General features: G+C 64.1%; 19 protein-coding genes. 8 read left to right on the top strand and 11 right to left on the bottom strand.

Annotated elements, in window-relative coordinates; translation table 11 throughout:
* Positions 1–80: 80 nt before the first annotated feature.
* The 6 genes from EOA49_RS03855 to EOA49_RS03830 form a co-directional block, all read right to left on the bottom strand.
* Positions 81–2135 carry a M3 family metallopeptidase gene (locus tag EOA49_RS03855; RefSeq protein WP_127239491.1) on the bottom strand — a complete coding sequence of 685 codons (2055 nt, stop codon included), beginning with the start codon at positions 2133–2135 and terminating at the stop codon, positions 81–83.
* A gap of 82 nt (positions 2136–2217) precedes the next feature.
* Positions 2218–2634: a hypothetical protein gene (locus tag EOA49_RS03850; protein ID WP_067323116.1), complete on the bottom strand. Its 417-nt coding sequence runs from the start codon at positions 2632–2634 to the stop codon at positions 2218–2220.
* A gap of 10 nt (positions 2635–2644) precedes the next feature.
* Positions 2645–3286: a carbonic anhydrase gene (locus EOA49_RS03845; RefSeq protein ID WP_067001427.1), complete on the bottom strand. Its 642-nt coding sequence runs from the start codon at positions 3284–3286 to the stop codon at positions 2645–2647.
* A 129-nt stretch (positions 3287–3415) separates the two neighbouring features.
* On the bottom strand, positions 3416–4183 hold the full coding sequence (locus tag EOA49_RS03840) for a DUF429 domain-containing protein (protein WP_127239482.1): 768 nt from the start codon (positions 4181–4183) through the stop codon (positions 3416–3418).
* Positions 4180–5064: a pyridoxal kinase PdxY gene (pdxY, locus tag EOA49_RS03835; RefSeq protein WP_127239481.1), complete on the bottom strand. Its 885-nt coding sequence runs from the start codon at positions 5062–5064 to the stop codon at positions 4180–4182. Before pdxY ends, EOA49_RS03840 begins: the two co-directional genes overlap by 4 nt.
* 12 nt (positions 5065–5076) lie before the next feature.
* Positions 5077–5328, bottom strand: coding sequence for a hypothetical protein (locus tag EOA49_RS03830; RefSeq protein ID WP_067001435.1), 252 nt, complete (start codon positions 5326–5328; stop codon positions 5077–5079).
* A 155-nt stretch (positions 5329–5483) separates the two neighbouring features.
* Between EOA49_RS03830 and EOA49_RS03825 the strand changes: the two genes are divergently transcribed.
* From EOA49_RS03825 to ppa, 5 genes are all read left to right on the top strand, one after another.
* The gene (locus tag EOA49_RS03825; protein WP_067001437.1) at positions 5484–6128 is read left to right on the top strand and encodes a LemA family protein; all 645 of its coding nucleotides are present in this window, start codon (positions 5484–5486) and stop codon (positions 6126–6128) included.
* A 221-nt stretch (positions 6129–6349) separates the two neighbouring features.
* Complete coding sequence (locus EOA49_RS03815) at positions 6350–7156, top strand: YgcG family protein (protein WP_245460515.1); 807 nt, start codon at positions 6350–6352, stop codon at positions 7154–7156.
* 6 nt (positions 7157–7162) lie between these two features.
* A complete protein-coding gene (locus tag EOA49_RS03810; protein ID WP_127239478.1) occupies positions 7163–7801 on the top strand; it encodes a TPM domain-containing protein in 639 nt (212 codons plus the stop codon).
* Between the two features lie 149 nt (positions 7802–7950).
* On the top strand, positions 7951–8457 hold the full coding sequence (locus tag EOA49_RS03805; protein WP_067324917.1) for a GNAT family N-acetyltransferase: 507 nt from the start codon (positions 7951–7953) through the stop codon (positions 8455–8457).
* Positions 8458–8672: 215 nt separating this feature from the next.
* Positions 8673–9206, top strand: coding sequence for an inorganic diphosphatase (gene ppa / locus EOA49_RS03800; RefSeq protein ID WP_067001447.1), 534 nt, complete (start codon positions 8673–8675; stop codon positions 9204–9206).
* 280 nt (positions 9207–9486) lie between these two features.
* Here the strand turns inward: ppa and EOA49_RS03795 are convergent, their stop codons facing one another.
* On the bottom strand, positions 9487–10077 hold the full coding sequence (locus tag EOA49_RS03795; RefSeq protein WP_067324919.1) for a hypothetical protein: 591 nt from the start codon (positions 10075–10077) through the stop codon (positions 9487–9489).
* Between the two features lie 214 nt (positions 10078–10291).
* Positions 10292–10909 carry a TetR/AcrR family transcriptional regulator gene (locus EOA49_RS03790; RefSeq protein ID WP_095824171.1) on the bottom strand — a complete coding sequence of 206 codons (618 nt, stop codon included), beginning with the start codon at positions 10907–10909 and terminating at the stop codon, positions 10292–10294.
* A 78-nt stretch (positions 10910–10987) separates the two neighbouring features.
* Here EOA49_RS03790 and EOA49_RS03785 point away from each other — a divergent pair, with 78 nt between their 5' ends.
* Together EOA49_RS03785 and EOA49_RS03780 are read left to right on the top strand one after the other, a co-directional pair.
* Positions 10988–12271: an MFS transporter gene (locus EOA49_RS03785; protein ID WP_127239477.1), complete on the top strand. Its 1284-nt coding sequence runs from the start codon at positions 10988–10990 to the stop codon at positions 12269–12271.
* Between the two features lie 135 nt (positions 12272–12406).
* Positions 12407–13978: an alkaline phosphatase gene (locus EOA49_RS03780; RefSeq protein WP_127239476.1), complete on the top strand. Its 1572-nt coding sequence runs from the start codon at positions 12407–12409 to the stop codon at positions 13976–13978.
* Between the two features lie 98 nt (positions 13979–14076).
* Here EOA49_RS03780 and EOA49_RS03775 read toward each other — a convergent pair whose 3' ends face one another.
* Complete coding sequence (locus EOA49_RS03775) at positions 14077–14361, bottom strand: hypothetical protein (protein WP_245307538.1); 285 nt, start codon at positions 14359–14361, stop codon at positions 14077–14079.
* A gap of 194 nt (positions 14362–14555) precedes the next feature.
* On the opposite strand from EOA49_RS03775, the gene typA reads away from it, so the two are divergent.
* Positions 14556–16385, top strand: a complete 1830-nt coding sequence (typA, locus tag EOA49_RS03770; RefSeq protein ID WP_067001463.1) for a translational GTPase TypA — start codon at positions 14556–14558, stop codon at positions 16383–16385.
* Between the two features lie 55 nt (positions 16386–16440).
* Here typA and EOA49_RS03765 read toward each other — a convergent pair whose 3' ends face one another.
* Entirely contained in the window at positions 16441–17067 is a 627-nt protein-coding gene (locus tag EOA49_RS03765) for a DUF1062 domain-containing protein (protein ID WP_067324929.1), read from the bottom strand.
* Positions 17068–17430: 363 nt separating this feature from the next.
* Positions 17431–17720: hypothetical protein (locus tag EOA49_RS03760; protein ID WP_206520139.1), on the bottom strand; the 290-nt coding region annotated here is incomplete at its 5' end.

The raw sequence follows: 17720 nt of genomic DNA, 5'->3' as shown, positions 1-17720 counted from the left end.
CTCCGCTGGAACACCCCTCATCCGTCTCGGCGCTCCGCGCCGATCCACCTTCTCCCACATGGGGAGAAGGGAGGGGCGCGCTACACCAACCCTCTTTTCACCATCATCGCCTCGGGCGAAGGCATTTTCCCACGGAAGGCCGTGTAAAGCTCTTCCGGGTCCTTGGAGCCGCCGGCGGCGTAGATGTTCTTCCTCAGCCGCTCGGCAAGGTCCGGGTTGAAGGGATCGCCTGTTTCCTCGAAGGCGGAAAAGGCGTCGGCGTCCAGCACCTCCGACCACATGTAGGAATAGTAGCCGGCTGAATACCCCTCGCCGGCGAAGATATGCCCGAAATGCGGGGTGCGGTGACGCATGGCGATGGTGTTGGGCATATGCAGCTTTTCCAGCGTTTCAGCCTCGAACGGAAGCGGCTCGGCCGGCGCGTCCGGCCTTGCGTGATAAGCCATGTCGATCAGCGCCGAGGCGGTGAACTCGACCGTGGCGAAGCCGGCGCCGAAGGTGCGTGCGGCGAGCATCTTGTCGAGCAGGTCCTTCGGCATCGGCTTGCCGGTCTTGACGTGCAGCGCATGCTTTTCCAGCACCGCCGGCACCGTCAGCCAATGCTCATAGAGCTGCGAGGGCAGTTCGACGAAGTCGCGGCTGACCGAGGTGCCGGAGACCGACGGCCAAGTGACGTCGGTCAGCATGCCGTGCAGCGCATGGCCGAATTCGTGAAACAGCGTCTTTGCTTCGTCGACGGAGAGAAGGGCCTGCTCGCCGGCCGGCGGCTTGGCGAAGTTCATGAGGTTGTAGATGACGGGCTTCGCGCCTTTCCCAAGCTTGTAGCCGGATTTCAGCGCGCTCATCCAGGCGCCGGAGCGTTTCGAGGGCCGCGCGAAGTAATCCGCCAGAAACAGGCCGCGCTCGCTGCCGTCCGCGTTCTTGACCACGAAGACGCGCGCGTCGGGATGCCAGGCGGCAATGCCCTTCTTCTCCTCGAAGCTGACGCCGAACAGCTTGGTCGCGACATCGAAGCAGGCGTCGATGATGCGCTCAAGCTGCAGGTAGGGCTTCAGCTCGGCTTCGTCGAAAGCGAATTTCTCCGTGCGCAGCTTCTCCTGGTAGAAGCGCCAGTCCCATGCCGCGAATTTGTCGTTGCTGCCGGCTTCGGTGGCCAGCCGCTCCAACTCCTTCTGATCGGCGGCCGCTTTTTCCAGCGCCTTTTCCCAGACCGGATCGAGCAAGTTGTGCACCGCCTTCGGCGTCTTCGCCATCGTGTCGTCGAGCTTAAGCGCCGCGAAAGACTCATAGCCGAGCAGCTTCGCCTTCTCGGCGCGCAGCTTCAGCATGTCGCGCACCACATCGGTATTGTCGCTGGCGCCGCCATTCTGGCCGCGCATGATGAAGGCGCGGAAGGCGATCTCGCGCAGGTCGCGGCGCTCCGAGAAGGTCGAGAACGGCTCGTAGATCGAGCGCGACAGCGTCACCGCATAGCGACCTTTCTGGCCACGCATCTCGGCCGCCTCGGCCATCGAGCTCTTCAAGAAATCCGGCAGGCCGACGAGATCAGCCTCGTCGAGGAACAGCGCCCAGTCGCGTTCGTCGGCCAGCACATTCTGGCCGAATTTGGTGCAGAGCGAGGAGAGTTCCTCGTTGATTGCCGCCAGCCGCTTCTTGCCTTCCGCATCGAGCTTCGCACCGGAGCGGACGAAGCCTTTCCAGGTCTTTTCCAGCACACGCAACGTCTCGGGATCGAGGCTCAGCCTGTCGCGGCGCTGGTAGAGGTCGTCGATGCGGGCAAACAGCTTCTCGTTCATCGAGATCGCGGAGAAGTGCCGCGACATCTTGGGCGAAATCTCGCGCTCCAGCTGCTGGATGGTGTCGTTGGTGTGGGCGCCGGCACGACACCAGAAGATCGACGAGACATGGTCGAGCGGCTCGCCGGCGAGCTCAAGTGCAGCCAGCGTGTTTTCGATCGTTGCCGCCTCGCTGTTGCCGGCGATCGCGTCGATCTCAGCCTGGTGCGCTGCCAGCGCCTCGTCGAATACCGGCCCAAAATCATTGTCGCCGATGCGGGTGAAATCGGGCAGGCCGAGCGGGCCTTGCCAAAGCGTCAGCGGATGGGCGGAGAGGTCGACGGTCTTTGACATGGGCAAATCCATAGGCGCTTTTGGTGGGGCTGAATGCAGGCGGGTTATCCCGATGTAGGGCGGTGCTCGGCACCGCGCAACAACAGGATCAGTAGGCGCTGCAGTCCTGCGCGACCGCCGTCTGGGTGCTGGCGGTGATGCGGCCGCCGACGACGGTGAAGGTCTCGCGCATCAGCGTGTCGTTCTCGGGGAAATCGTAGCAGGCGAGCACCGTGGTCTCGCCCTTTTCGCTCTTCTCGATGCGATGGCGGATGGCGGCGCCGGCAACCGCGCCTTGCCATTCGTCGATCGACGCGAGGAATTCCTGCTTGTCCTGGACGACGCCGACATCGTCGAGCTTCATGTGCACCTCTTCAGAAAGCAATTCGGACAGTTCGGTGCGGTCGGCGACCAGGAGTGCCGAATACCAACGATCGATGACGGCGCTGTCATCGGCGCTGGCGCTGATCGTCGCGGACAGCAGCAGCGCTGCCGCAAGGAGAAACCTACACCAGATCCGCTCCATCAGCCCTCCATCAAAGCTCCGGCCGCTCGAAATCGCCGGTCTCCTTGTTCATCACCCAGAGCTCGCCGGTCGAGATGTCGAACCAGGCGCCGTGCAGGGTAAGCTTGCCCTTGCCCTCGAGGATCGAAACGCAGGGGAATGTCCTGAGATTGGCGATCGAATAGCGGATCGAGATGCGCTCCAGCGCCGTCTGCCGCTCGGTCGCCGTCATGAAGGTGCTGGACGAGACGGTCTCGGCAGCCGGCGCGATCAGGCTCATCCATTTGCCGATGAAATCGCCAGGCGACAGCGGCGCAAAATTGGTATCGAGCGCGGCGCGGATGCCGCCGCAGCGGCCATGGCCCATCACCACGATGTTCTTCACCTTCAGGCTCTGCACAGCGAACTCGAGCGCAGCAGAGGTCGAGTGGAACTCGCCGTCCGGCTCATAGGGCGGCACGAGATTGCCGACATTGCGCAGCACGAAGAGCTCGCCCGGCCCGGCATCGAAGATCGCTTCGGGGGCCGAGCGGGAATCGCAGCAGGCGACGATCATGGTCTCGGGCGCCTGGCCCTCACGCGCCAGCGAGCGGTAGCGGTCGCTTTCGGCGGGATAGCGGCCGCTCATGAAGTTGCGATAGCCGGTCAGCAGATGTTCGGGGAGATGGGGCATGGGCGCCTTTCCGGGTTTGGGGCGGCAGCTCGTTGCGATCGAAAAAGCCTCTAGCGGCAAAAGCCGGTCGCGGGCAATGCCGAATTGCGGATGGCGGCGTCGCAGACGCATGCCGGCCGCCCCGATCGGTCATGCCCAGATGGCGACCTGAATGCCGAACCGGTCGGTAAGCGGCGGATCGGGAGAGGGCCGCGCCTCGCCGCTGGCGATGCGGCCGGCGATCAGCATCATGGCGGCCGCGTCGAGGAAGTCGTCGCCGGCGGCACCCTTCGGCGGCGCCTGGTCGAGGAAGGTCTTGTCGTAGCCTTGCCGGCAAAGCAGCGCCTTGCGCTCCTCCAGGCCGGCCGGGTTGATAGTGCCCTTGATCTTCTTGGGCAGGATCATCGCGGTGCCGCCGTTCATCCGGCAGAAGGCGACTTCTGGGTGCGATTCGAAGATGCGGCCGCGCAAATCCGGTCGCGCGATCAACAGCTGGTCGATCTCGCGAATCTTCGAAAAAATACCGAAGGCCTGGATGGAAACGCCGCGCGGCGGATTGGAAGTCGTCATCGCCACCTCGCTCGCCCGCCGGTGCGCGGCATACCAGGCTTCGACCGTGGTGAAGTTGCCGGTATCGGCGTAGAGCGCCGCGCGCGATGGTATGGCAAAGACGCTCGACTGCCGTGCTCCGAGCAGCGGACGCACCAGCGCTTCGGGCCCGCGACCGCCGCGGCTGGAAAAATCAGGCAGGCCGATCGGCATGTCGACGGCGATCGTGGCATCGGGTAGGGCGTGTAGCAGAGCCTCGAAAGTCGCGAAGACCGATGCCGATGGCGGCGCGCCAGGTTCGCGATGGACGGCGATCCAGCCGGCCTTGCAGCCGTCGACGCCGGCCAGCACGCCGCCGCCTGGCGTCACGCCCGCTTGTCCCGCCCGGGATGAAGGAGATGGCGAAGCTGCACCATCGCCATCGGATGCGAAAGGCTCTGCGCGTCCGTCTCGAGCTGCAGCTCGTCGCCGCCGCGTTTCGCCGTGCGCGCCAGGATCTCGTAGACGGCGGCCGTGGTCGACTGCAGCGCCTTCGCTGCCGGCTGGCTGGAAAGGATGCGGGCGAGATAGACGGCGGCCGTCAGGTCGCCCAACCCGTTCGGCGGCTTCTCGATCAGGCGGTGCTCGGCAAGCAGCGCCTGTCGGTCGTCGAGGAGGAAGTTACCGGTGCCGCCCGCCATCATCGAGGGTGCCGAGGTGACCAGCATTGTGGCGGGACCGGCGTGCAGGGCGGCCGCCGTCACCGATTTGATGTCGGGTAGCGGCGCTCCGGCCATCCATTCGAGCTCGTAGCGGTTGGGCGTGGCGATGTCGGCGATCGGCATCAGCCTGTCGCGCAGCGCGACGGCCGTCGGCTCCGGCACATAGAGCCCGCCTGAATCGCCCATCACCGGGTCGCATACATAAAGGGCATCCGGCGTCCTCGCCTTGACGGCGGCAACCAGCGAAGCGACGGCCTCCGCCTGGCCGGCCTCACCGAGATAGCCCGAGAGCACCGCGCTCACCTCGCCCAGCCACGGCGCGCGCTCGAGGTCGGCCATCAGCGCCTTGAACTGATCGAGCGGCGGCACGATGCGGGTGGCGCGGCTGTGGCCTGGGTGCCAGGGCAGGATCACGGTCGGCACCGCCCAAACCGGGAAACCCAGCGTCTCCAGCGCGAAGACCGCGGCGCGGTTGCCGACCGAGCCGCGGGCGACATGACTGGAGATGACGATGACCGCGCGCGGCGCGTCGGTTTTATCAGCATTCATGAAATTCGGTTCCTAGCCACCCTGCGTGGCGGCATACACCAGCCAGACCAACAGCCCAATGGCGATGATGAGGCCGAGCGTTCGGCCAATGCGGGTGCCCCAAACTTCGATCGGATCGGAGCGGTCGGCATCCGCCGCGGTCACGTGGTCGCGTGCGTCCTTCGCGGTGCGGGCGACGAAGGAAGCGCCGCCCGGCGTCGTTTCGCGCGCCACGCGCTCAAGGATGCGGCGCGATTCATTCTCGTCGTCCCGGCGCTCGGCCATGGCAAATGTCCTTTCCGGCCCGGAGCTTAGCCTGTTCGGTCGCGTATTCACAGGGGCGAGCGGCCAAGATCAGAGCGCTGCCACGACCGGGTCATTTTCTTGCGCACGGATTGTGGTAATGCTTCGCATCACAACTTCTGTCGAGGGGACCAATCATGTTCGCCGAGCGCCTTCTTCTACCCTCCGCTTTCCGCAATTTGCCGGCCTTGCTGATGATGGCCTTCGTGCTGCCGCTCCTTGCCGGCTGCGGCTACAACACCATCCCGACGGCGGAGGAGAATGCCAGGGCGGCCTGGAGCGAGGTGCTCAACCAGTATCAGCGTCGCGCCGACCTGATCCCCAACCTGGTCGAGACGGTGAAGGGCTACGCCTCGCACGAGAAGGACACGCTCGACGCGGTGGTCCAGGCGCGCGCCAAGGCGACGCAGATCACGGTGACGCCGGAGACGCTGAAGGATCCGGAAGCCCTCAAAAAATTTCAGGATGCCCAGGCCGGGCTGACGGGCGCGCTGTCGCGGTTGATCGCGGTCTCGGAAAACTATCCCGACCTCAAGGCCAACCAGAATTTCCTCGCGCTGCAGGCGCAGCTCGAAGGCACCGAGAACCGCATCGCGGTGGCGCGTCGCGACTACATCCAGGCGGTCAGGGAGTACAATCTGACACTGAGGACCTTCCCGTCGGTGCTGTGGGCGACATTCTGGTTCCGCGGCAATGAGCCGTTTGCGAACTTCACCGTAGAGGAAGACAAGATGCAGGTGCCGAAGGTGGATTTCGGCACGAGCACCAAGCAGGGCGGGTGAGCGGCGCGACTCAAATTTATTCGAGCTTGCAGGCCTTGCGTTCCTTCGCGCCCCCCTCTGTCCTGCCGGACATCTCCCCCTCTTGGGGGGAGATCGGCAGTTTCGCTGACCGTGCATCTCCTGCAACGCAGGCGGTTGGCGAAGGCGGCGGTGACATCCAATCTCCCTCCTTGCGCGGGAGATGGCCGGCGGGCCAGAGGGGGGTGGGACGGAGTGCCTTCATTGGCCTTTTGCTGAGCATCTTCTACCTCCTCCTCCCCATCGCCGCCCTTGCCGCCGACCTGCCCCCGCTTAGCGGCCGTGTCGTCGACAATGCCGGCATTATCGATGCCGGCACGCGCGCGGCGCTGACCCAGAAACTCGCCGATTTCGAGAAGAAAGGCTCCGATCAGATCGTCGTCGCGACCATCCCCACCCTCGGCGGCGAGGAGATCGAGCCCTACGCCAACCGGCTGTTCCGCTTCTGGAAGCTCGGCCAGGCCAAGGAGAACAATGGTGTTCTTCTCCTGGTTGCGCCGAACGATCGCAAGATGCGCATCGAGGTCGGCTATGGGCTGGAAGGCACGCTGACCGACCTGCACACCAAGCTGATCATCGAAAACGACATGGTGCCGGCCTTCCGCGCCGGAGACTTCTCCGGCGGCATCAGCAAGGCCGTCGACGACATGATCATGGTGCTGGAGGGCAATCCGGAGGAGCTGGAGGCGCGCGGCAAGCGCAACGAGCAGGCGCCGTTCAACTCCGACGACCTGTTCTTCGCCATCTTCATCACCCTCTGGGCGCTGATCTTCTTCGGCAGCATCGCCCTGACGGTGCTGCCGCCGATCTTCGGCCAGAAGATCGGGCCCGGCCGCTACCGCTGGCTCGGCATGACCTTCGAGCCCAGCCGGCGATCCTCCGGCGGATGGTCGTCCGGTGGCGGAGGCTGGTCGTCGGGCGGTGGAGGTTGGTCCTCCGGTGGCGGCGGTGGCGGGTTTTCCGGCGGCGGCGGTTCGTCGGGCGGCGGCGGCTCCTCTGGAAGCTGGTGAGAAACCATGGCAACGCGACCGATCAGCCCCGAGGACCATGACCGCATCGCCGAGACCATCCGTGCCGCGGAAGCAAGGACCGACGGCGAGATATACTGCGTCGTGGCGGGGTCCAGCGACGGCTATTTCTTCCCGGCCGCGTTCGCGGCGGCGCTCGCCACGATTGTCGTCAGCCTCGCAGTGGCCTACGGGCTGGAAGCCTTGTGGCTGACCATCCGTTTGCCGCATTTCGTGCTTGCTCAGCTTCTGGCGTTTGGCTGCATGCTTGCGCTCCTCTGGGCGCTGCCCGGCTTGCGAATTCACCTCGTGCCGAAACGGCTGCGCTACCAGGCGGCGCATGCCAATGCGATGAAGCAATTTCTCGCCCGCAACGTCCACCGCACCCAGGCGAGGACGGGCGTGCTGATCTTCGTCTCCATCGCCGAGCGCTATGCCGAGGTGGTGGCCGACAGCGGCATCGACGCTAAGGTCAGCCAGCATGTCTGGGATGGCGTGGTGCGGGACCTGACAACGCACGCGGGCGACGACCGACTCGCCGACGGTTTCGCCAAGGCGATCGAATCGGTCGGCGCGGTGCTGGCCGAGCATTTCCCGGTTACCGCCGACGACACCAATGAATTGGATGACCATCTCGTCGAGATCTGACGGAACTGGCTGAAAATCTGCTCTGCCGGGGCCGGGTGAGGGCTGGTTTTCGGCGCCTCCGATGCCGCCAAGCTCGCTTGTGAGAAAGCGCGGGCGCGACAGCGCGGACTCTTTGCAGTCGGGCCAAGCGGGTTTATGATTAACAAATCATGAACACGCTGACGATCGACATCCGGAAAGCCGACCCTCGCGATGCAATGGCTATCGCGGACGTGCACCAGGAGGCATGGCGCGGCGCCTATTCCGGCATCATCCCGCATCGCACGCTGACGGCCATGATCAATCGCCGCGGCCCCGATTGGTGGGCGAACGCAATTCGCAAGGCGGCTACCGTGCTGGTAGTCGAGATCGGGGGCACGATCGCCGGCTATGCCACGATCGGCAGGAACCGCGCCCGCGAGCTCAGGCAGCAGGGCGAGATCTACGAGCTGTACCTGCGTCCGGAATATCAGGGCATTGGCCTCGGCAGCAGGCTGTTCAAGGCGGCGCGGACGCGCCTTGCCGACCATGGGCTCAGAGGCCTGGTGGTGTGGGCGTTGGAAGACAATTACAACGCGCTGGCCTTTTATGCCGGCAATGGCGGCCGCGACGTCGCCGAAGGCGTCGAGGTCTTCGAGCAGAAGGCGCTGAAGAAGGTTGCCTTCGTCTGGGAATGATGGCCGCCACTTAAAACGCGTTGCGGTGACGTGCTTCAAGTCTTCGTTTGATGCATATCGTTTGCCCAAAACCGCTGCGCAGCCTTGGGCGACATGCATTGGGTTACAATCCATCACAAACTGTGCGCTTCCATTAGCGTCCAGTGCTATTCGCCGCATTGCACCATGAAGCGCCGCCCGCTATCGATCTCACAAATCGAGAGAGGGATTTGAGCATGCGCATCGAAGCCGTACCAACGGGGAAGAATCCGCCCGAGGACATCAACGTCATCATCGAGGTGCCGATCGGCGGCGAGCCGATCAAGTACGAGATGGACAAGGAGGCCGGCACGCTGTTCGTCGACCGCTTCCTGCACACCTCGATGCGCTATCCCGGCAATTACGGCTTCGTGCCGCACACTTTGTCGGGGGACGGCGACCCAATCGACGTGCTCGTCTGCAACACGCGCGCGCTGGTGCCGGGCTGCGTCATCAATGTGCGGCCGATCGGCGTCTTGATCATGGAAGACAATGCCGGCCAGGACGAGAAGGTGATCGCGGTTCCCTCGCCGAAGCTGACGCTGCGCTACGAGAATGTCACCGAATACACGCACCTGCCGGAAATCACCCGCCAGCAGGTGCAGCACTTCTTCGAGCACTACAAGGATCTCGAGCCCGGCAAATGGGTCAAGATCGAGGGCTGGCACGATTCCAACTATGCCAAGAAGATGATCGTCGAGGCGATCGAACGGGCGAAGGCGGTCAAGTAGGTAAGCGGCAGCCAACGGCTGGGCGATGGGGCTTGGGCGAGCCCTCAACGTCGTCATCCCAGGGCGAAGCAGGAGCGCCGCTCCGTCGCGGAGACCTGGGATCCATGCCGTGAGGTCGCGCGAAGATCGTTACGGAACAGAATTACTGCACCGTGGCAACGCCTTGATGTAACGGCATGGATCCTTGGGTCTGCGCCGCGTCGCTTCGCTCCTTGCTCCGCCCAAGGATGACGGATGCGCAACCTTCGCCGTCTCGCATTCGTCGAACACCCTCTGATTTCTAGTTATCTACTCGCCCGAAGTCCGGCACGTTGCCGATCACCTCGCGCTTGTCCTTGCCGCAAGCAAAACCCTTCGCCTTTTGGTCGGCGAGCTTGCGGGCCTGATCGTTGGCCTGAGGGTTGCCGGTAGCGAGCACGAGGCCGATTGTGCAGCCCTCATGCTCCTCCGGCTGCGCGACCTTGGCGACGACCAGCACCTCGGTCGGCTTGTTTTCGTTTTCGGGATTGCTGATCTCGCGACGATGAATGACGGCGAAGGGCACCGCCTTGTCGCCATTGGTTTCGATGCGCCACTCGACCTTCGCCCCAGCGGTGTTGAACCCGGAGAAACTCTCCCAGATGGCGGTCATGTCGTCGGAGGGAAAACCGTAGTAGACGGACTCACGCGCGTCGTCATAGCCGATCAGCACCGGATAGCCGCGATAGCCCGCGCAGGCGAGGTTCGCCCAGTCGCCGTCGCCTTCTTCCGATTGCGCGTAGGTCACGCAGTCCTTCTTCCAGTCGAGGTCGGTATAGTCGCTGGAAATGTCGCCGGCATGGGCCGAGCCACCAAGGATGACAAAGGCAGTAAGAGCAAGCCAGGCGCGCATCCGAAGACCTCCGTTTGGTGCAGCAGCGTAGCGTTAAAACCCGCGTGAGCCTAGGAAGCTGGGTTGGCGCGAAGGGTCAATTGTCTAGGCCGGTGCTGCTCCTCACCTGCCTGCCGGCATCCTCTCCCTGTATAGCGACGGGGAGAGGGGCGCTCTCCTCGATGGTTTTCGCCAACAGCCGACGTTGCAGGAAAAGCGCCGAAGCAGCGGACCACTAGTTCTTCAAGCTGGCTTCAATCAGCAGATCGGCGTTACGGGCGACTGATGCCGCCGGTCCGCCGAGGCCGAACAATTGGCCGCTGATATAGGCGCCCTCGATCAGCAGCAGCAGCCCATCGCCCAGCGTGTCGGAATCACTCGCACCCATCGCTGCCGCCATGGCGCGCAGGCGCCGGCGCAATTCCTGCTTGTTGTTCTCGCTCACCACCCGCGCGGGATGGCCGTGCTCGGGATATTCGACCGCCGCATTGGTCATGCCGCAGCCGCGATAGTCCGGCCTCTGCGTGCGTTTGCCCACGCGGGTGAGGAAAGCGATGATCTGCGCGCGCGGGTTGCCAGGATGCGCGTCCACGGCGTCGTCGAACCGCTGCCAGAATTCGAGGTCGTACTTGCGCAGATAGGAAGCGGCGAGTTCGTCCTTGGACGGGAAGGTCCGGTACAGGCTGGGCTTGGTGACGCCGGCGCGCCTGACGATCTCGTCGACGCCGATCGCCCGGATGCCTTCGCGATAGAACAGATCGCGCGCCACGTCGAGGATCTTGTCGGCAGCCTTCGGCGCCGGTGCCGTGCCGGCTCCGCTGATCGACGCTTCAATTTTATTGTCCGATGGCATTCAACAAACTCGCTTGACAATGTTACTGACCGGTACGTATGAATGGCGCCGCTCCATTGCAACGTACCGGTCAGTAACATGATAGCTCATTCCCGTCCCTTTGGCCAGCGCTACGCCTTCGTCGTCGTCGCAGTCATCTTCTTCTGCCTGCTGATCGCCGCCGGGCTTCGTTCCGCGCCGGCGGTCATGATGCTGCCGCTGGAAGAGAGCTTCGGCTGGCGGCGCGATGTCGTCTCGCTTGCCGCCGCTGTCGGCATCTTCCTCTATGGCCTCACCGGGCCGTTTGCCGCGGCGTTGATGGAGCGGATCGGGCTACGCCGCACGCTGCTTGCCGCGCTGCTGATCATGTCGGGTTCCACAGCGCTCAGCCTGCTGATGACCAAGCCGTGGCATCTGCTGCTCACATGGGGGGTATTTTCGGGCATCGGCTCGGGCGCGGTCGCCACCGTGCTCGGCGCCACCATCGTCAATCGCTGGTTCAAGACCAATCGCGGCCTGGTGATGGGGCTGATGTCCGCCTCGAGCGCGACCGGCCTGCTGGTGTTCCTGCCGCTGCTCGCCTCGTTGGCTCAGTCGGGAGGTTGGAAGCCGGTCGCCGTTGCCATCGCCATTGCCACGGCGGCTCTCGTGCCGCTGGTCTTTCTGCTGGTGCCGGAGCGCCCGGCTTCCATCGGCCAGGTGCGTTATGGCGCCGATGCCGACGACGTGCCGCCGGTGTCGCCGGCCGCGCAAGGCAATTTCCTGGCGCATACGCTGAACACGTTGCGCCGTGCCGCGGGAACCAGGGTGTTCTGGTACCTGTTCGCCACATTCTTCGTCTGCGGTTTCACCACAAACGGCCTCGTCGGCACGCACCTCATCGCCTTTTGCGGCGACATGGGCATCGGCGAGGTGCAGGCAGCCGGGCTGTTGTCGATGATGGGCATCTTCGACCTGATCGGCACGACGCTGTCCGGCTGGCTCACCGACCGTTTCGATCCGCGCAAGCTGCTTGGCGTCTATTATGCCGTGCGCGGCCTGTCGCTGATCTATCTGCCCTATTCCGGCTTCTCGGCCGTCAGCCTGGTCATCTTCGCCGTGCTCTATGGGCTCGACTGGATCGCCACCGTGCCGCCGACGCTCAGGCTCGCCAACGAAGCTTTCGGCGACCGCAGCGGCCCGATCGTGTTCGGCTGGATCGTCGCCGGCCACCAAGTGGGCGCCGCGGCGGCGGCGGCCTTCGGCGGCACGATGCGCGAATTGCAGGGCAATTACGAGCTTGCCTTCCTGATCGCCGGCATGACCGGCATAGCCGCGGCCTGTATTTCGCTCTTGATCAACACGAGCAAGCCGGCTTTTGAGCCGGAACCGCAGGCGGCGTAAGCGCGACTTCCCTTCTCCCGCAAGGGGAGAAGGGGAGAGCTGTGACCTGTTATCAAAATTTCATGGTTCCGATATGCGCCTGAAACATTGAGGCCGGAGGTTGGCGGTCCCGTTCAACGCCATCCGGAGACAGCCATGAACAAGCTCTCGTTAACCCGCCGCCCTTTCGTCACCTCGGCCAGCGCCTTTGGCCTAGTCGGCGCCTCCGGACTCGCGTTGCCTTACTATTCGCGCGCCAATCAGCGCCCGGCCTTCACCCACGGCGTCCAGTCCGGCGATATCGACGCCACCTCCGGCATGGTCTGGACCCGCACCGACCGGCCGGCGCGCGTGTACGAAGTGTCGACCACCGAAAGCTTCGTCGACGCCGTCAGGCTGGCGCCGCTCGATACCTCGCCCGCCAGCGACTATACGGTGAAGCGGCTGCTCACCGACCTCGCCGCCGACCAGGACATTTTCTTCCGGATGACGGCCGCCGATCTTTCCGACATCAACGCCATCTCCGAGCCGATCGTCGGCCGTTTCCGCACCGCGCCGGCGTCGAAGCGCGACGTGCGCTTCGCGTGGTCGGGCGACACCGCCGGCCAGGGCTGGGGCATCGACGAGACCGGCATGAAGACCTACTCCACCATCGCCAAGCACACGCCTGACTTCTTCCTCCATTCCGGCGACACGATCTATGCCGACGGCGCCATGAAGGACGAGGTCGACCTGCCCGGCGGCGGCAAGTGGAAGAACGTCGTCATGATCGACGGCAAGCGCAAGGTTGCCGAAACGCTGGACGAGTATCGCGACCAGTGGAAGTACAACATGATGGACAAGCACGTGCTCGCGCTTAGCGCCATCTGCCCGACCTTCTACCAGTGGGACGACCACGAGGTGGTGAACAACTGGTCGGATTCGAAGGACCTGACGACCGACAACCGCTACACGGAAAAATCCATCCCTGTGCTGGCGGCCCGCGCGGCGCGCGCCTTCCATGAGATGACGACCATCCGCTACGAACCTTCGGAACCGGGACGCGTCTATCGCAAGATCGCCCACGGGCCGCTGCTCGACGTGTTCTTCCTCGACATGCGCTCCTATCGCGGCCCGAACGGCCCCGACATGGAGGACACGCTGACGCCGAAGTCGCGCATGCTCGGCGAGCAGCAGACGCAGTGGCTGAAGCGCGAGCTGGCGAATTCCAAGGCGACCTGGAAGATCATCGCCGCCGACATGCCGCTCGGCCTCGTCGTCTGGAACGACGCGGCCAAAAAGGCCGGAGCCGAGGCGGTCAGCAACGGCGACAATGGCACGCCGAAGGGCCGCGAGCTCGAATTCGCCGACCTGCTGCGCTACATCAAGAACGCCGGCATCACCAACACGGTGTGGCTGACCGCCGACGTCCACTACACGGCGGCGCATTACTACAATCCAGACAAGGCGCAGTTCCAGGATTTCAACCCGTTCTGGGAATTCGTCTCCGGCCCGATCCACGCCGGTACCTTCGGTCCCAACGATCTCGACATGACCTTCGGGCCCGAGCTGAAGTTCATCAAAGCGCCGAGCGCCGAGCAGGGCCAGAACCTGCCGCCATCAGCGGGCCTGCAGTTCTTCGGCCTGGTCGACATTTCCGGCGCCACCGAGCAGCTAACGGTGCGGCTGATGGATCGCGACGACAACGAGCTCTACAAGGTCACGCTCGATCCGGTGCGGTCGGCTTAGGGTCGGCGCCAGGCAACCCTCTCTATCCTGCCGGACTGTCCGTCACGGCAGAGGAGGGTGTGCCGGAGTGCCACCTTTGTCAGATAGCCGTCGCAATATTAATCCGGATAGCAGGTCGCGGGAATGTTCGGCCAGACGGCGGTGTCGCAGTTGGCTGCCTTCTGGCGCTGCTTGAATGCGGCGCTGACCGGGCCGGTGACGATCGGGTCGACCCCGTCCGGGGCGTCGGCAAACATCTGCTGCGCGGTTTTGGCATCACGGGGCGAGGGGTCAGCTTCTCTCAGGGCAGCCGCCGACTGTGCGGCGCCAGCCGCAACAAGCACGCCAAGCGCTGCCCACGCGAAAACCGGACGCAATCTGGACATCTGATCGGTCATGAACATGAAATTGCCCGGCCCCTCAAAGGTTCCGCCTTGGTTAACAGAATCATTTCACACCAAGACGTTTAAGAATCAGTGACCATTTATTTGGGGCGGGGCCTCCCCTTTCGCAATTGCGAAAAACCTTGTATGAGCCGCCCAACCGAAAAAGGCGGCGCTTTCGGGCCTGCTGCCTGCAACGCTCCCGAGACCAGACAATGAACCTCCGCAATATCGCGATCATCGCGCATGTCGACCATGGAAAAACCACGCTCGTCGACCAACTCCTGAAACAGTCCGGCGCCTTCCGCGAAAACCAGCGCGTCGCCGAGCGCGCCATGGACTCCAACGACCTCGAAAAAGAACGCGGCATCACCATCCTGGCCAAGGCGACCTCGGTCGATTGGAAGGGCACCCGCATCAATATCGTCGACACGCCCGGACACGCCGACTTCGGCGGCGAGGTCGAGCGCATCCTGTCGATGGTGGATTCGGCGATCGTGCTCGTCGACGCCGCCGAAGGGCCGATGCCGCAGACCAAGTTCGTCGTCGGCAAGGCGCTGAAGGTAGGTCTGCGGCCGATCGTCGTCATCAACAAGATCGACCGGCCGGACGCCCGTCACATCGAGGTGGTCAACGAGGTGTTCGACCTGTTCGCGGCGCTCGATGCGACCGACGAACAGCTCGACTTCCCGATCCTCTACGGCTCGGGCCGCGACGGCTGGGTCTCGGAAAATCCTGAAGGCCCGAAAGACCAGGGCCTTGCGCCGCTGTTCGATCTCGTCGTCAAGCATGTGCCCGCGCCGACGGTGCATCCCGGTCCGTTCCGCATGATCGGTACGATCCTCGAAGCCAATCCGTTCCTCGGCCGCATCATCACCGGCCGCATCGAGTCCGGTTCGCTGAAGCCCAACCAGGCGGTCAAGGTGCTGCACCATGACGGCACGCAGATCGAGACCGGACGAATCTCGAAAATCCTCGCCTTCCGCGGGCTCGAGCGCCAGCCGATCGAGGAAGCCCAGGCGGGCGACATCGTCGCCATCGCCGGCCTGTCGAAGGGCACCGTCGCCGACACCTTCTGCGATCCGAGCGTGAGCGAGCCGCTGCATGCGCAGCCTATCGACCCGCCGACGGTGACCATGTCCTTCCTCGTCAACGACAGTCCGCTTGCCGGCACCGAGGGCGACAAGGTGACCAGCCGCGTCATCCGCGACCGGTTGCTGCGCGAGGCCGAAGGCAATGTGGCGCTCAAGATCGAGGAATCGCCGGAGAAGGATTCCTTCTTCGTCTCCGGTCGCGGCGAGTTGCAGCTTGCCGTGCTGATCGAGACGATGCGCCGCGAAGGCTTCGAGATCGCCGTGTCGCGCCCGCGGGTCGTCATGCAGAAGGGCGATGACGGCCAGTTGCTGGAGCCGGTCGAGGAAGTCGTCATCGACGTCGACGAGGAGCACGCCGGCGTGGTCGTGCAGAAGATGTCGGAACGCAAGGCCGAGATGGTCGAGCTGCGCCCCTCCGGCGGCAACCGCCAGCGCCTTGTCTTCCATGCGCCGACCCGCGGCCTGATCGGCTATCAGTCGGAACTGTTGACCGACACGCGCGGCACCGCCGTGATGAACCGGCTGTTTCATGCCTACGAGCCCTACAAGGGCGAGCTGCCCGGCCGCACCAATGGCGTGCTGATCTCCAACGAACAGGGTGAGTCGGTCGCCTATGCGATGTGGAACCTGGAGGATCGCGGCCCGATGATCATCGATCCGGGCGTCAAGGTTTACCAGGGCATGATCATCGGCATCCATTCCCGCGACAACGACCTGGAAGTGAACGTGCTGAAGGGCAAGAAGCTCACCAACATCCGCGCCGCCGGCAAGGACGAGGCGGTGAAGCTGACGCCGCCGGTCCGCATGACGCTGGAACGCGCGCTGGCCTGGATCCAGGACGACGAGCTGGTCGAGGTGACGCCGAAGACCATCCGGCTCAGGAAGCTCTATCTCGATCCGAACGAGCGCAAGCGCTTCGAGAAGTCGGCCAAGGTAATGGGCGCGGCGTAGGGTTTTAGCCCAGGCAGTTACTCAAGGGAGGAGCAGCGCTCCCTCCCTTGTTACTTCATGCACATGCGGCCGAAACGACAGCGTCACGGCCGGTCTCGCCGGAGAGGTCGACGCGTACCACCATGCCGTCGCGCACCGGCCTGCGCAGGGCTTTGGCGCCGCACGGTTCGATAGCGAGCAACCGCCGCGCTTCCCAGGCCTGCAGCCTCGACCGGGAGATGCCGAGCTCGCCGGCGAGCAAGCGGTCAAGCCGCAAGGGCGTTGCGGCATCGAGCCGAAGCTCAAGCCAAAGCGCCGTCGCGCCTTCCGGCCTGCCATCCAGCGGCTCCTTTCGCACCGTGACTTCGGGAGATTCTTCGATCCGCCCGACCCGATTTCTGAGCGCCACGGCATCGAAGCCATAGTGTCGGACCAGCGTCGGATCGTTGCGCTCCAGTGCAGCCATCAGCGCCGGTGCGATGTCGCGACGGTTGCATCGCTCGAAAATGGTTCGGTTCCAGGAATTGTCGCAGTCGGTGCAGCGATAGATCAGCCAGGCATCGATGCGCTTGCCGTTGGCGTTGACGCGGAACTTTCCGCTGCATTGGTAAGGTTTGACGCCGCCGCAGCGATTGCAGTTGATGAGAGGTCGAGGCGCGACTGCGGGCGCGACCACCCAGCGAATGCGCAAAGTTCGAGACATGCCGATAGGCCCTTCCCGTCGGGAAGTCCGTCAGCGCGGCAATGTCCGAGATGCCCATGCGGGCACGGTGTGGCGAAAGGCTGTAGTGGTTGAAAATCAGGCGCCCGCGCAAATTGCGCGACGGCGGCTCAGCAATGCCAAACCGGTCTCGAGCCGCCGCCTGAAGAACACATGAGATGAATGCAGGTGCCGCCAAAGCGCGCCTGCGGTGCTTTCGGGAGTAGACGAGACCGGCGGTTACTGAGGCAAAGTGAAACTCGAAATCGGGAAAGGATCGGCTCTTCTAGCCGTGCGACGGCGGGCGGGCAAGACGGGTATGCCGCCCGCCGTGTTTCACTGTGACGACCTTCGGGCGCTTTGGCGCTACATCATCTCGATGATCGGCGCGACCTCGACGCTGAAGGCCGGGTTCATCAGGATCGGACAATCCCTTGCCTTGGCGACGGCATCGTCGATATCCTTCGCTTCGACGATCGTGTAGCCGGCGGTTGGATTGCTGCCGCCATTGTTCTCGACCACGCCGCCGGGCAGCACCGTTCTCGACATGCCGACAGGATTGCCGCCGTCGATCACGGCCGAACCCAGCTTGTCGTACCAGCCGGTCCAGGCATCCATCGCGGCTTTGCGCTCGGCCTCGTCGGTCGGCATCTTGC

The organism is Mesorhizobium sp. M1A.F.Ca.IN.020.04.1.1, from assembly GCF_003997315.1.
Taxonomy (GTDB): domain Bacteria; phylum Pseudomonadota; class Alphaproteobacteria; order Rhizobiales; family Rhizobiaceae; genus Mesorhizobium.
Note: the sequence above shows the minus strand (reverse complement) of the source record. Positions and strands in the feature narration are given on the sequence as shown.

Coding starts and splice junctions, on each gene's coding strand:
- EOA49_RS03785 (WP_127239477.1), top strand. CDS start 10,988: ATGATAGCTCATTCCCGTCCCTTTGGCCAGCGCTACGCCTTCGTCGTC.
- EOA49_RS03790 (WP_095824171.1), bottom strand. CDS start 10,909: ATGCCATCGGACAATAAAATTGAAGCGTCGATCAGCGGAGCCGGCACG.
- EOA49_RS03810 (WP_127239478.1), top strand. CDS start 7,163: ATGGCAACGCGACCGATCAGCCCCGAGGACCATGACCGCATCGCCGAG.
- EOA49_RS03795 (WP_067324919.1), bottom strand. CDS start 10,077: ATGCGCGCCTGGCTTGCTCTTACTGCCTTTGTCATCCTTGGTGGCTCG.
- pdxY (WP_127239481.1), bottom strand. CDS start 5,064: ATGAATGCTGATAAAACCGACGCGCCGCGCGCGGTCATCGTCATCTCC.
- EOA49_RS03775 (WP_245307538.1), bottom strand. CDS start 14,361: ATGTTCATGACCGATCAGATGTCCAGATTGCGTCCGGTTTTCGCGTGG.
- EOA49_RS03780 (WP_127239476.1), top strand. CDS start 12,407: ATGAACAAGCTCTCGTTAACCCGCCGCCCTTTCGTCACCTCGGCCAGC.
- EOA49_RS03845 (WP_067001427.1), bottom strand. CDS start 3,286: ATGCCCCATCTCCCCGAACATCTGCTGACCGGCTATCGCAACTTCATG.
- EOA49_RS03850 (WP_067323116.1), bottom strand. CDS start 2,634: ATGGAGCGGATCTGGTGTAGGTTTCTCCTTGCGGCAGCGCTGCTGCTG.
- typA (WP_067001463.1), top strand. CDS start 14,556: ATGAACCTCCGCAATATCGCGATCATCGCGCATGTCGACCATGGAAAA.
- EOA49_RS03825 (WP_067001437.1), top strand. CDS start 5,484: ATGTTCGCCGAGCGCCTTCTTCTACCCTCCGCTTTCCGCAATTTGCCG.
- EOA49_RS03830 (WP_067001435.1), bottom strand. CDS start 5,328: ATGGCCGAGCGCCGGGACGACGAGAATGAATCGCGCCGCATCCTTGAG.
- EOA49_RS03765 (WP_067324929.1), bottom strand. CDS start 17,067: ATGTCTCGAACTTTGCGCATTCGCTGGGTGGTCGCGCCCGCAGTCGCG.
- EOA49_RS03805 (WP_067324917.1), top strand. CDS start 7,951: ATGAACACGCTGACGATCGACATCCGGAAAGCCGACCCTCGCGATGCA.
- ppa (WP_067001447.1), top strand. CDS start 8,673: ATGCGCATCGAAGCCGTACCAACGGGGAAGAATCCGCCCGAGGACATC.